Raw genomic sequence first — 13,558 nt, forward strand, 5'->3', positions numbered from 1 at the left:
GCGAAGGTTAGGGCGCAAAGCCCGCCAAAGGCAACACCCCGTCAGCGAAACGCCGCACAGGGGTCGTCCCGCTCCACCGGCTCGGTCACCACCCACAGATCAAACGGCGCGTCCGCTGGGGCCGCCCCCTCCATCTGCCCGACCGACAGCACACTTACCCCGGGCGCGGCCTGCGCCAGTACCGCAGGCAGACCCCAGTCCTTGCGGGCATGGCCCGACCCCGTGATCACTGCCACCGGCGGCCCAACCTCTTCCAGCGCCCGCAAAACCGCCCGCGCCAGGTAGGCGTCGCGCAGCCGCTGGGCCTGCACCATGCCGGGCAGCAGGTCGGCGGGCATCGCATTGCAATGCGCCGCCATCTGCTCGGCCTCGCGCGCGGACTGTTCCGCATCAGGCAAGACGCGCGCCAACCCCGGCCCGCCCGGCATCACCGCCAGCGCCCCTTCGCTCACCGACCGCCGCGCCAGTGCGCGCGGCACCTCGGCCCCGTAATGCTGGGCATCACGCGCCGCGACAAAAATTGGATAATACATCGAAAAATCTGGCCAGCCGCTGTCGGCCCAGCCCAGCAGACGGGCCACGGCCGCAGAGTCGCCCCGATCATCCGGCACGCGCGTCGCCGCCTCTGCCGAAAGTTGTTCCCACACCACCGCTCGCGGGGTCAGAGAAAACACCGCCCTAGCCTGATTGATATGGTGCTCGGCGTTGTCATGCACCTCGCCCAGCACCACCACGTCAGCGCGCGCAACAGCGTCCAGCACGTCGGCCTCGATCTCTGCCGCCACGGCAAGGCCCGCGGCACCGATCAGGCCCAGCGTCAAAAAAAGTCTATTCATAGAAGAAAATGATGTACTTCCCGCGACTGGCTTTCAAGGTTCCGCCGCATCTTGGCAAAGGCCGCCGCCTCCAGCTGCCGCACCCGCTCTTTGCTCAGCCCAAGCTCTTCGCCCAAGGATTCCAGTGTGCGTGGCTCCTCACGCAGCTTGCGCTCGGCCACGATGAACCGCTCACGGGGTTTCAGCGCCTGCATCGCCGTCACCAGCCATTCGCGCAGGCGTTCAGAATCATGCGAGAGTTCCACCTGTTCCGCCGCACCTGCAGAGTCGTCTTCCAGCGCGTCAATCCATTCGCGCCCGTCCTCATCGCTCGACTGCGTAGCATTGAGCGAGAAGTCAGACCCCGAAAGACGTCCCTCCATCATCTCGACATCTGCCAGTGGGACGCCAACTTCGGTCGCCACCATCTGCCGCAGTTGAAACTGGTCCAGCGTCTCACCGCGCTGTGCCGCCTCGCGCTCCAGCTTGGCCTGCACCCGGCGCAGATTGAAAAACAAAGCCTTCTGGCTGCTGGTCGACCCGGTGCGCACCATTGACCAGTTGCGCATTACATAGTCCTGAATGCTGGCCTTGATCCACCACACCGCATAGGTCGAGAATCGCACACCGCGATCGGGGTCAAACTTGTCCGCCGCCTTCATGAGGCCGAGTGACGCTTCCTGAATCAGATCGGGCATCGGCGCACCGTAGCGACGGAACTTCGCCGCCATCGAAATCGCCAGCCGCATATAGGCGGTGATCAAGCGGTGCAGCGCCCGCTCATCCCTCTGGTCACGCCAGGCGTAGGCCAGTTTCAGCTCGGTTTCGGCATCCAGCAATTCTGCCCGCATCGCTTGGCGGGACATGGTTTGGTCGTTATATCCGTCCAGTGCCATTTCCGTCTCTCCCGGTTCCCGATACCCTGACGGCGATCCCGGTCGTCGCAACAATCGTGCGAGCCAACCGCCGCTTTTGAAAGGTTATACGCAACGTGTCCGCACCCGGATCACTCCAACCCTCGACTTTTTCATTGCCCGCCCTATCGCTTGTCATCGGCGGCGCGCGGTCTGGCAAATCGCGGCTGGCCGAACGGCTCGTTTCCGCCAGCGGCCGCCCCCGCACCTACATCGCCACCGCACAACCCTTCGATGCCGAGATGCAAGAACGCATCGCCCGCCACCGCGACGACCGTGGCCCGGACTGGACCACGCTTGAGGCCCCGCTTGATATCGCTTCGGCTCTTGCCGCTTGCGACCCCGCCGGGGCCATTCTGCTCGATTGCGCCACGCTCTGGCTGTCCAATGCGCTGCTGGCAGGCCAGAACCTCGACGACGCCACTCAGGCGCTGTTGGATACCCTTGAAACCAGCCCCGCCCCTGTTGTTATTGTCTCAAACGAGGTCGGCTGGGGTATCGTTCCCGAAAACGCGCTCGCCCGCCAGTTCCGCGACGCGCAGGGCCGCCTGAACCAAAAAATTGCCGCACGCGCGCGCCTTGTCATCGGGGTGATGGCTGGCCTGCCCTTCACCCTGAAGGGTAGCCTGCCGGAGGGTATCTTGTGACGCGCCTGCACCTTGTGCGCCACGGCCCGACCCACGCCAAAGCCATGATCGGCTGGACAGACCTGCCCGCCGACCTGTCGGACCATGCCGCCATTGCAAGGCTTTCGGCCCATCTGCCCCCTGATGCCGCGCTGATCTCTTCCGACCTGTCGCGCGCCATCACCACCGCAGATGCGCTGGCGCTGCCCACGCGCAAACGTCTGCCGCACGATCCGGCCCTGCGCGAGTTGCACTTCGGTGCCTGGGAAATGCAGACCTTTGCGCAGGCCGAGGCCGCAGATCCGGCCCATATCCGCGCCTTCTGGGAAACCCCCGGCACCATTCGCGCGCCGGGGGGCGAGGGTTGGGATGACATAAGCACACGCATCGCTGCCGCACTCGACCGCCTGCCGGATCATGCGATCGCCGTGTGCCACTTCGGGGCCATCCTCGCCGCCCTGCAATGCCGGCTTGGCCTGACCGCACAGGACGTGTTTCAGCACAAGATCGACAACCTGTCGGTCACAGAGCTGCACAAAACGCAAGCTGGCTGGGAGGCGGTGCGCATCAATCACATTCCGTGATGAGCCACCCCATAAATCATCGTTTTCCCGGCTGCCTGCTCTGTCGTTAGCTGAACCTACCCAAGCCAAGGAGCGCGACAGATGACCGTCCCCTATGATCTCGTGATCGGCGACCGCGCCTATTCAAGCTGGAGCCTGCGCGGTTGGTTGCTGTTTGACGCCTTCGGCATCCCGTACAAACAGCACAAGGCCCGGCTTTACACGGATGAGCTGCCAACCCTGCTCAAAGCCTTCCACCCCGCCCGCACCGCGCCCACCATCCGCACCCCCGACGGCGTTGTGATCCCCGAAAGTCTGGCGATTGCCGAAGAGCTTGCCGCGCGCCACCCTCAGATGGGCATCTGGCCGGCAGAGCCGAAACCCCGCGCCATCGCCCGGGTGCTGGCAGCGGAAATGCACGCAGGCTTCACCGCCCTGCGGTCGCATTGCCCGATGAACCTGCGCGTCAGCTACACTGATTGCGCCCCGCCGCAAGGCGTGCTGGATGATCTGACCCGGCTGGAAACCATCTGGGCATGGGCATGGCAGGAAACCGGCGCAACCCACTGGCTGTGTGGCGATTACTCCGCCGCCGACGTGTTCTTTGCCCCGGTCGCCAGCCGCATCGCCACCTACAACCTGCCGGTCGGTGCCCGCGCGATGGAATATGTGCAGGCGCATCTGGCGCACCCATCATTCCGCCAATGGCGCGCCATGGGTCTGGTCGATGGCGCAGATCAGGAATTTTACCGCCGCGACTACCCGACACGGCTCTGGCCCGGCCCCACCCCCCTGCCCGCCCGCGCAGTGGATGGGACCGGGGCAGAAAACACCGCCTGCCCCTATTCGGGAAAGCCCATCACCCATGTGATGGAACTGAACAAACGCCGCTTCGGCTTTTGCAACGCCTTTTGTCGCGACAAAACCGTGGCCGATCCGGAAGCCTGGCCGAAATTCATGGCACTTGTTTAACCAAGGCCGTTAACCATTCGCTAACCCCACCCCATTAACCCGTTGGTAAGGGATCGGGGTAAAGCAATGGTGGCCAAAGCCTATACTGTCGCCTTTGAAGGCGTCGAAGCGCGTCTGGTCGAAGTGCAATGTGCCGTTTCGCCCGGCATGCCCGGCTTTACCATCGTCGGCCTGCCCGACAAAGCGGTGTCCGAAGCGAAAGAACGGGTGCGCGCTGCGCTCAGCGCCATGTCCATTGCCCTGCCGACCAAGAAGATCACCGTCAACCTGTCGCCTGCCGACCTGCCGAAGGAAGGCTCGCATTTCGACCTGCCCATCGCATTGGCTCTGCTCGCCGCAATCGACATCATCCCCAAGGATGAGGTGGAAGGCACGGTGGCCTTGGGCGAACTTTCCCTCGACGGTCGGCTGATCGCAGTAATTGGCGCGCTGCCCGCCGCGATGGCCGCCGCCGAAAGCGACCGCGCCCTGCTGTGCCCCCGCGCCTGCGGGGCCGAGGCCGCCTGGGTCGGGGCCACCGAAGTGCTCGCCGCCGCCTCGCTGGACGAAGTGGTGCGCCACTACACCGGCCAATGCCCGCTGCCACCGGCCGAGGCGGGCGAGGTTCTGGCCCGCAGCAGCGGCCGCGATCTGGCCGAGGTCAAAGGTCAGGAACGCGCCAAACGTGCACTGGAAATCGCGGCAGCAGGCCGCCATCATATGCTGATGGTCGGCACGCCGGGCTCGGGCAAATCCATGCTGGCCGCACGCCTGCCCGGCATCCTGCCGCCCCTCTCGGCGGTCGAGGCGCTGGAAACCTCGATGATCCACTCCCTCGCCGGGCTCTTGACCGAAGGCGGCATCTCGCGCGACCGCCCGTTCCGAGAACCGCATCACACAGCGTCGATGGCCGCGATCATCGGCGGCGGCAAAGGCGCGAAGCCGGGCGAGGTCAGCCTTGCCCATAACGGGGTGCTGTTTCTGGACGAGTTCCCGGAATTCCCCCGGCAGGTGTTGGAAACCCTGCGCCAGCCGATTGAAACAGGCGAGGTGATGGTGGCCCGCGCCAATGCCCATATCCGCTATCCGTGCCGGTTTTTGCTGTTGGCCGCAGCCAACCCCTGCCGCTGCGGCTATCTCTCCGATCCGGCCCGCGCCTGCGCCAAAGCGCCGCTTTGCGGCGACGATTATCTGGGCCGGATCTCGGGGCCGCTGATGGACCGCTTTGACCTGCGCGTCGATGTGCCACCCGTCGCCTATACCGACCTTGACCTGCCCGCGACGGGAGACTCCTCCGCCACCATCGCCGCCCGCGTGGCCACGGCCCGCAGCCTGCAATCGGCGCGCTACGCCGATGACGAAGGCCTGCGTGTCAACGCCGATCTGGAAGGCAGACGGCTGGAAGAGGTGGCCACCCCGGATGCCGAGGGCCGCGCCCTGATCTCCCGCGTGGCCGAACGCATGGGGCTGACCGCGCGTGGCTACCACCGCGTGCTGCGCGTCGCCCGCACCATCGCCGATCTGGACAGATCGACCGAGGTACGCCTGCCGCATGTGGCCGAAGCTGTCAGCTACCGCTTTGCGGCGGGCTCAAAATCATAGTCACGGTGAAGGACAAACGTTCTGCGAAAGTTCTCATCGCCAACCCGTCAATCCTTGCCAACATCAGGACGCGCCAGCCCTCACGCCCGCTTGGCCTCGATGACTTCCCAGATCCGCGCCGCCGTATTGGTCCCGTCAAACCGCTCCAGCTCCTGTATCCCGGTGGGAGAGGTCACATTGATCTCGGTCAGCCAGTCGCCGATCACGTCGATGCCCACAAACACCTGTCCGTTGTCGCGCAACACGGGCCCGATCGCGGCACAGATCTCCAGATCGCGCGCTGTCAGCCCCACCTGCTCGGGCCGCCCCCCGGCATGCATGTTCGACCGGGTCTCCCCCTCTTGCGGCACCCGGTTGATCGCCCCCACCGGCTCCCCGTTCACCAGAATCACCCGCTTGTCCCCGGCCGACACTGCAGGCAGAAACTTCTGCACAATCAGCGGCTCCCGGTTCATGCCGGTAAACATCTCGTGCAGGCTGGCCAGATTGCGGTCATTCGGGTCAAGCCGGAACACCCCCGCCCCGCCATTGCCGTAAAGGGGCTTCAAGATGATGTCCCCATGCCGCGCCTTGAACGCCCGGATCGTTTGCAGATCGCGCGCAATCGCCGTCGGCGGGGTCAGGTCCGGAAACCGCAGCACCAGCAGCTTTTCAGGAAAATTCCGAACCCAGAACGGATCGTTCACCACCAACGTTTTCGGATGGATCATCTCCAGCAGATGCGTCGTGGTGATATAGCCCATGTCAAACGGCGGATCCTGCCGCAGCCAGACCACATCCATCTCGGCCAGATCGATCTCGACCTCCGGCCCGAAGCTCACATGATTTCCAATTTCACGCCGCAGCTCGATCCAGAACCCCCGCGCCACCACCCGCCCCTCGACAAAAGCCAGCCGGTCCGGCGTGTAATAGAACAGCGCATGCCCCCGGGCCTGCGCCTCCAGCGCAATCCGAAACGTGCTGTCGGCATTGATGTTGACCGACCCGATCGGGTCCATCTGCAGGGCAACCTTAAGCGGCATGGGCAATCCTCCGTGATTGCGGCAGCATTGGCGCAAAGCGGGGAAAGATGCAAACCGTCACGCGGCGAACGCGTTTTCCAGAACCTCGATCCGGCCCGCTCCGTCGACCAGCGCCACGTCAAACCGCACCGGCGTCAGCGACCCGGCGGGTTCTGTGCCGATAAAGCATTCGGCCGATGCACATATCCGTGCCATCTGCCGGGCTGATACCCTTTCAGCAGCCACCGCAAAGCTGCGCGCCTGCTTGACCTCGATAAAGATTACCTCTGCGCCGTCACGGGCAATCAGGTCAATCTCGCCACCCGGGCCACGCCACCGCCGCGCAATCACCTGCCGTCCGGACCGGTCATAAAATTGCGCAACCTGATCTTCGGCCGAGGTCCCGGCATAATAGCTCGTGCGTCCGCCCATCCCAATTCCTTTCCCGACAAACCCCACGCCTCAGCAAGCGGAGCCTGTTTTCACACATCCTTCGCCGGCCGGGGCCGCGACAGCGCAAGCTGATAGACGTCGCGCCGTGGTACGCCATAGGCATCGGCAATGGCCGCTGCCGCATCCTTGACCGACATGCTGGCCATCGCCTTGTCCAGGGCGGCCTCGACCGTTTCTGCATCGGCCTGCACCACCGCCCCGCGGTCGATAAGCAACACGATTTCTCCTTTCACATCCCGCCCATCATAGGCTGATACCAGATCGGCCAGTGTGCCGCGTGTCACTTCTTCAAACCTTTTCGTCAGCTCCCGGCACACCACCGCCTGTCTCTCTTCTCCGAACACTTGCACACATTCCCCTAATGTTTCTCTAATGCGTTTCGGACTTTCATACAGAATAAGCGTCGCCTGTGTCCGCACCAGCTCGTCCAGGAACCTGCGCCGCGCCGCTTTGGCAGAGGGAGCAAACCCAGCGAACAGGAACCGGTCTGACGGCAATCCCGACACGGTCAGCGCGCACAAAACCGCCGATGCGCCAGGGGCGGCCAGCACCGGCAAACCTTCAGCAATCGCCGCCCGGGCCAGCCCGAACCCAGGGTCTGATATAAGCGGCGTTCCCGCTTCTGACGCATAGACCACCGATTTGCCCTCGCTCAAGGCCCGCATCAGCCTGGGCAGGGCCTGCGCCTCGTTGTGCTCGTGATAGGGCACCAGCGGTCGATCCTTCAGGGCAACCCCATGAATTTCCATCAGATGCCGCAGGCTGCGAGTGTCTTCGGCCGCCAGCACATCGGCCCTGGCCAGCAGATCCAGCGCCCGCAGCGTGATATCGCGCGCAGCACCAATCGGGGTCGACACGAAATGCAGGCCCGGCGGAATGTCGCGCGCCGGAGGCGTATGCAGGTCGATGCGGGCAGAGTCATCACTTTCGGCGGTCATCGGGCTGGTCCTGACAAGTTTACTTCGTCCGTCAATGCCCTTAAGTTCAGCCTTCAAAGCTGCGCCCTTCGGGAAGAGGAAGTCCATATGTTGTCTGTTATACGCCGGGCCCGCAAGTCGCTGGGTCATGCGGCCCTTGCGGTGGCTGCGCTCGCACTTGCCGCCTGCCAGCCTGCTGGCAGCCCCGGAACCGGTTCGGCACTCGATTCGTCGGCCCCGGTGGTCGTGGCGCTGCTGGTGCCCTCGGGCTCGGGGCAGGCCAGTGACGAGCTGCTGGCCCGGTCTCTGCAGAATGCGGCCCGGCTGGCGATTTCCGATCTGGGCACCACCCGGATCGACTTGCGCGTCTACAACACTGCAGGCCAGCCCGCCTCGGCACAGGCCATGGCGACCCGAGCCATCGACGACGGCGCTCAGATCATCCTCGGCCCGGTCTTCGCGCAAGAGGCGAATGCCGCCGGAGCCGCCGCTGCGGCGCGCGGCGTCAATGTGCTGGCGTTTTCCAACAACCCCGACATTGCCGGCGGTAATGTCTTCATCCTTGGCCAGACCTTCGGCAACACAGCCGACCGGCTGGCCGGCTATGCGGTGCGCAATGGCAAGCCACGAATCATGGTGGTCCATGAGCAGAACACCGCCGGCCAGCTGGGCCGTCGGGCCATCGAACAGGGCGTGGCCCGGGCCGGTGGCTCTGTCGTTGCGGTCGGCTCTTATGAATTTTCGCAAAATGGCGTGCTTTCCGCGGCACCGCGCATTGCCGCGACCGCGCGCGACAACAACGCCGATGCCGTCTTCCTGACCGCCGATACGGCGGGGGCGCTGCCCCTGGTCAGCCAGATTCTGAACGACAACGGCCTTGGCCCGGCGGTCACCCAGTTCATCGGTCTGACCCGCTGGGATATTCCGCAGGCCACCCTAGGCCTGCCGGGTGTGCAGGGCGGCTGGTTTGCCCTGCCCGATCCGGGCCGGTATCAGCAATATCAGAACCGCTATCAGGCCGCCTTCGGCGAGCCGCCGCACCCGATCTCGGGCCTTGCCTATGATGGCATCGCCGCGATCGGTGCCTTGCTGAAACAAGGCCGCACAACCACGCTGAACGGGCAGGCGCTGACGCAAGCCGCAGGGTTTGTCGGGGTGAACGGCATCTTCCGCCTGCGCTCTGATGGACAGAACGAACGCGGTCTGGCAGTGGCCCAGATCCGCAACAATCAGGTCGTGATCATTGACCCTGCGCCGCGCAGCTTCGGCGGCTTCGGGTCATAAGGCCGGACCTGTGGCGCGCCCCGCCGCCACCCGGTCACCGCTTTTGGGTGCAGCCGCTGCCACGGCTGCGCCCAAAAGCGCTTCGCCCGACATGCTTTTGTCCCACGACCGGATCATCGACCCTGCCGCCTGTCTGGCGGTCATTGCGCAAGAACTGAGCGCTCATCCCGGCCCTGACAGCCGGGACATGCGCGGTATTGCGGTCCGCCACCTGGCAGAGGTCCGGGCGCGCGGCAATGCCGCCCTCGCCGAGGCCTTCCTCGCGCGCCCACGCGACGCCCGCGCGCTCGTGCTGGGCCAGTCGGTGCTGACCGACGGGCTGGTGCGCATCCTGCTCGATGTGGCCTGCCGCTGGCTGCACCCGCTGTCGAACCCGACCGAATCAGAGCGCATCGCCGTGGTGGCCGTGGGCGGCTATGGCCGCGCTGAAATGGCCCCGGCCTCGGACGTAGACCTGCTGTTCCTGACGCCTTGGAAAACCACGCCCTGGGCCGAAAGTGTGGTCGAATCCATGCTTTACATGCTGTGGGACCTCAAGCTCAAGGTCGGCCACGCCACCCGCACCGTCAAGGATTGCATCCGTCTGGGACGCGAAGACATCACCATCCGCACAGCCCTTTTGGAACACCGCTTCATCGCCGGGTACGAGCCCCTGGCGACCGAGCTTGGTGACCGGCTGTGGGCGGATCTGTTCCGCAACACCGGTCCCGAATTCATCGAATCCAAACTTGCCGAACGGGCCGAACGCCACAAACGGCAGGGCGGCCAGCGCTATCTGCTGGAACCCAATGTCAAAGAAGGCAAGGGCGGCTTGCGCGACCTGCAGACCCTGTACTGGATCGGCAAATACCTGCACCGTGTGCCCGCCGCGCGCGAACTGGTGGCCATCGGCCTGTTCCGCCCCGAAGAATACGACACCTTCCGCACCGCCGAGGAATTCCTCTGGGCTGTCCGCTGCCACCTGCATTACATCACCGGCCGCGCCATGGACCAGCTGACTTTCGACTTGCAGGTCGAGGTCGCCGACCGCATGGGCTACCGTGACGCAAACGGCCGTCGCGCCGTTGAAATCTTCATGCAGGACTATTTCCGCCAAGCCACCCGCGTGGGCGAGTTGACCCGCATTTTCCTGACCGAACTCGAAGCCCGTCACGCCAAGCCCGAAGCCAGCCTGTTCGGCATCTTCAAGCGCAAGAAACGGGTGCGCGAGGGCTATCGTCTGGTGCAGGGCCGTATCGACGTGATCGACGAAGTCGCCTTCCTGACCGACCCGCTGAACCTGCTGCAGATCTTCGAGGAGGCGCTGCGCACCGGGTACTTGTTGCACCCCAATGTCATGCGGATGATCGCAGCCAATCTGGCGCTGATCGACGACACCGTGCGCGACAACCCCGAGGCGGTGCGACTGTTCACCGACATGCTGCTCAAACATGGCAATCCTGAACGCGCCCTGCGCCGGATGAACGAACTGGGCGTCCTGGGGGCCTTCATCCCGGACTTCGAACGCATTGTCGCCATGATGCAGTTCAACGTCTACCACCACTACACGGTGGACGAACACATCATCCAGTGCATCTCTGTGCTGGCCCAGATCGAACGCGGCGAGCTGGTGGAGGAGCTTCCCATAGCCACCGGCATCCTGTCCGCCGGGATCAACCGCAAGGTGCTGTACGTTGCTTTGCTGCTGCATGATATCGGCAAGGGCCGCCCCGAGGATCATTCGATCATCGGCGCTCAAATGGCCCGCCGCATAGCGCCGCGTCTTGGCCTGACCCATGACGAGACGGAAACCGTCGAATGGCTGGTACGCTACCATCTGCTGATGTCCGACATGGCGCAAAAGCGCGATATCGGTGATCCGCGCACATTGCGCGATTTCGCCAAGGCGGTGAAAACCCGCAAGCGGTTGGATCTGCTGACTGTGCTGACCGTCTGCGACATCCGCGGCGTTGGCCCCGGCACCTGGAACAACTGGAAGGCTATGCTGCTGCGCCGTTTGTATAATGAAACGGCCGGGGCGCTGGAAAACGGGCTGGAAAACATCAACCGAACCCAGCGCGAGGATGAAGGCAAAAAAGCCCTGCGCGAGGCGCTGTCCGACTGGCCGCAGGCAGATATCCGCGCCGAACTGGCCCGGCATTACCCACCCTACTGGCAGGGTCTGCCCACCGAGACGCAGGCCGTCTTCGCCCGCCTGCTGCGCGGGCTTGCCGATGACGAAATCCGCATCGATCTGCACCCCGAACCCGACCGCGACGCCACCCGCGCCGCATTTGCGCTGGCCGATCATCCGGGCATCTTCTCGCGTCTGGCTGGAGCCTTGGCCCTTGTCGGGGCCAATGTGGTCGACGCCCGCACCTATACCTCAAAAGACGGCTATGCCACGGCGGTGTTCTGGATGCAGGACTCTGAGGGCAAACCCTATGACGAGGCCCGCCTCCCCCGCCTGCGCGCCATGATCGACAAAACCCTGCGCGGCGAGGTTGTCGCCCGCGACGCGCTCAAAGACCGCGACAAGGTGAAAAAGCGCGACAGCGAATTCCGCTTTCCGACCCATATCATGTTCGACAACGAAGGGTCAGACATCTACACCATCATCGAGGTGGATACCCGCGACCGGCCCGGCCTGCTGTATGATCTGACCCGCACGCTGGCCAATAACAACATCTACATCGCCTCCGCCGTGATCGCGACCTATGGCGCACAGGTGGTGGACAGCTTTTATGTGAAAGACATGTTCGGCCTGAAAATGCATGCCAAACCCAAACAGGACGCGCTGGAAAAAAAGCTGCGTCAGGCCATCCTTGAAGGCCGGGAGCGGGCCACGCAATGAAGCCGATCCGCCTGATCCGCTCGATCATGGTGGTCGGCGGCTGGACGCTGCTGTCGCGCGGTGCCGGTTTCGCCCGCGACATCCTGATGGCCGCGTATCTGGGGTCCGGGCCGGTGGCGCAGGCTTTTCTGATCGCCTTTTCCCTGCCCAACATGTTCCGCCGCTTCTTTGCCGAAGGCGCGTTCAACATGGCCTTCGTGCCGATGTTCGCCAAAAAGCTGGAAGGCGGCGAGGATGCAAAGGGCTTTGCCCGCGATGCCTTCAGTGGTCTGGCCGCCATCCTGCTGGTGTTCTCGCTGCTGGGCACGCTGGCCATGCCGTGGCTGGTCTGGGCCATGGCTTCGGGCTTTGCGGGCGACGAACGCTTTGATCTGGCGGTGGTCTATGGCCGGATAGGATTTTCTTATATCCTGTTCATCAGCCTTGTGGCGCTGCTGTCGGGCGTGCTCAACGCCTTTGGCCGCTTTACCGAAGCGTCCTTTGTGCCGGTGCTGATGAACCTGATGTTCATCGTCGCCATGCTGCTGGCCGATCGTTATGGATGGGATATGGGGCTGACACTGGCATGGACGGTGCCCGTCACCGGTGTGGCGCAACTGGCCTTCACATGGTGGGCCACTGCGCGTGTGGGCTTTGCGCCAAAGCCCGCATGGCCGAAGATGACGCCGGAACTGAAACACCTGTTCATCGTCGCGGCCCCCGCCGTTCTGGCGGGCGGGGTCATCCAGATCAACCTGCTGGTGGGCCGTCAGGTCGCCAGCTTTACCGATGGCGCGGTGGCCTGGCTGTCCTATGCCGACCGGCTGTATCAGCTGCCCCTGGGCGTGGTGGGCATCGCCATCGGCACCGTGCTCTTGCCCGACCTCTCACGCCGCCTGCGCGCGGGCGATGCGCAGGGCGGGCGCGACAGCTTCAACCGGGGCAGCGAATTTGCGATGGCGCTGACCATTCCGGCGGCGGTGGCGCTGGTGGTGATCGCCATGCCGCTTTGTGCCGTGCTGTACCAACGCGGCGCCTTTGGCGCGGATGACACCGCCAATACCGCCATGGCACTGGCGGCCTATGGTCTGGGCCTGCCCGCCTTCATGCTGCAAAAAATGCTGCAACCTCTGTATTACGCGCGCGAAGACACCAAGCGCCCGTTCCGCTATGCGGTGATCTGCATGATCGTGAATGCGGTCATCGCCATCGGGCTGATGCCGCTGATCGGCTTTGTCGCGGCGGCACTGGCCACCACCCTTTCCGCTTGGGTCATGGTCTGGCAACTCTGGCGCGGCAGCCGCGGCATGGGGCCAGCGGCGCAGTTCGACGACCGGTTCCGCGCCCGCGCATGGCGCATTCTGCTTGCCGCCTTTGGCATGGGCGCAGTGCTGTTTGGCGCGATGACCGCCCTTGGCCCGATGCTGGGCACTGCCGGATTGCGCTATGCCGGGCTGGCCCTGCTGATCGGCGCGGGCATTGTCAGCTACTTCGCCTTCGGCGCGCTGATCGGTGCCTTCCGGCTGTCGGATTTCAGATCGGCCCTGCGCCGCCCGCGCGGCTGAGGCGGCTCGAAAGCTGAAAGTGTCTTACCGGACAGTTTCACGGCATTGTTATTAA

Annotated in this window: 12 protein-coding genes; 7 read left to right on the forward strand and 5 right to left on the reverse strand. The window is 64.3% G+C overall.

Translation table 11 applies throughout. The annotated features are described in order from the left end of the window. Positions 1–41: 41 nt before the first annotated feature. The gene (locus tag EEB11_RS06430; RefSeq protein ID WP_135429589.1) at positions 42–836 is read right to left on the reverse strand and encodes a ChaN family lipoprotein; all 795 of its coding nucleotides are present in this window, start codon (positions 834–836) and stop codon (positions 42–44) included. Beyond that, the gene (locus EEB11_RS06435; protein ID WP_135429590.1) at positions 833–1,711 is read right to left on the reverse strand and encodes an RNA polymerase factor sigma-32; all 879 of its coding nucleotides are present in this window, start codon (positions 1,709–1,711) and stop codon (positions 833–835) included. The genes EEB11_RS06430 and EEB11_RS06435 overlap by 4 nt, the downstream gene beginning before the upstream one ends. A gap of 134 nt (positions 1,712–1,845) precedes the next feature. Between EEB11_RS06435 and cobU the strand changes: the two genes are divergently transcribed. The 4 genes from cobU to EEB11_RS06455 all read left to right on the forward strand — a co-directional run bounded on the left by cobU (position 1,846) and on the right by EEB11_RS06455 (position 5,471). Further along, positions 1,846–2,376: a bifunctional adenosylcobinamide kinase/adenosylcobinamide-phosphate guanylyltransferase gene (gene cobU, locus EEB11_RS06440; protein WP_245298790.1), complete on the forward strand. Its 531-nt coding sequence runs from the start codon at positions 1,846–1,848 to the stop codon at positions 2,374–2,376. After that, positions 2,373–2,939 (forward strand): histidine phosphatase family protein, encoded by a 567-nt coding sequence (locus EEB11_RS06445; RefSeq protein ID WP_135429592.1) that lies wholly within the window; start codon positions 2,373–2,375, stop codon positions 2,937–2,939. Before cobU ends, EEB11_RS06445 begins: the two co-directional genes overlap by 4 nt. A gap of 81 nt (positions 2,940–3,020) precedes the next feature. Next, positions 3,021–3,890: a glutathione S-transferase gene (locus EEB11_RS06450; protein ID WP_135429593.1), complete on the forward strand. Its 870-nt coding sequence runs from the start codon at positions 3,021–3,023 to the stop codon at positions 3,888–3,890. A 66-nt stretch (positions 3,891–3,956) separates the two neighbouring features. Beyond that, positions 3,957–5,471 (forward strand): YifB family Mg chelatase-like AAA ATPase, encoded by a 1,515-nt coding sequence (locus EEB11_RS06455; RefSeq protein ID WP_135429594.1) that lies wholly within the window; start codon positions 3,957–3,959, stop codon positions 5,469–5,471. 80 nt (positions 5,472–5,551) lie between these two features. On the opposite strand, the gene gshB is transcribed toward EEB11_RS06455, so the two are convergent. Genes gshB through rsmI form a run of 3 tightly spaced genes read right to left on the reverse strand, consistent with a single transcriptional unit; the run spans position 5,552 to position 7,863 of the window. Next, positions 5,552–6,493 carry a glutathione synthase gene (gshB, locus tag EEB11_RS06460; RefSeq protein WP_135429595.1) on the reverse strand — a complete coding sequence of 314 codons (942 nt, stop codon included), beginning with the start codon at positions 6,491–6,493 and terminating at the stop codon, positions 5,552–5,554. A 57-nt stretch (positions 6,494–6,550) separates the two neighbouring features. Then, entirely contained in the window at positions 6,551–6,904 is a 354-nt protein-coding gene (locus EEB11_RS06465; RefSeq protein ID WP_135429596.1) for a YraN family protein, read from the reverse strand. Positions 6,905–6,954: 50 nt separating this feature from the next. Further along, positions 6,955–7,863, reverse strand: coding sequence for a 16S rRNA (cytidine(1402)-2'-O)-methyltransferase (rsmI, locus tag EEB11_RS06470; protein ID WP_135429597.1), 909 nt, complete (start codon positions 7,861–7,863; stop codon positions 6,955–6,957). Between the two features lie 87 nt (positions 7,864–7,950). Here rsmI and EEB11_RS06475 point away from each other — a divergent pair, with 87 nt between their 5' ends. From EEB11_RS06475 to murJ, 3 genes are all read left to right on the forward strand, one after another. Further along, positions 7,951–9,126, forward strand: a complete 1,176-nt coding sequence (locus tag EEB11_RS06475; RefSeq protein WP_135429598.1) for a penicillin-binding protein activator — start codon at positions 7,951–7,953, stop codon at positions 9,124–9,126. A gap of 91 nt (positions 9,127–9,217) precedes the next feature. Then, on the forward strand, positions 9,218–11,959 hold the full coding sequence (locus EEB11_RS06480; protein ID WP_135429709.1) for a [protein-PII] uridylyltransferase: 2,742 nt from the start codon (positions 9,218–9,220) through the stop codon (positions 11,957–11,959). Then, on the forward strand, positions 11,956–13,503 hold the full coding sequence (gene murJ / locus EEB11_RS06485) for a murein biosynthesis integral membrane protein MurJ (RefSeq protein ID WP_135429599.1): 1,548 nt from the start codon (positions 11,956–11,958) through the stop codon (positions 13,501–13,503). Before EEB11_RS06480 ends, murJ begins: the two co-directional genes overlap by 4 nt. Positions 13,504–13,558 lie beyond the last annotated feature (55 nt).

The sequence above is a fragment of the Pseudotabrizicola sediminis genome (assembly GCF_004745575.1).
Classification (GTDB): Bacteria; Pseudomonadota; Alphaproteobacteria; order Rhodobacterales; family Rhodobacteraceae; genus Pseudotabrizicola; species Pseudotabrizicola sediminis.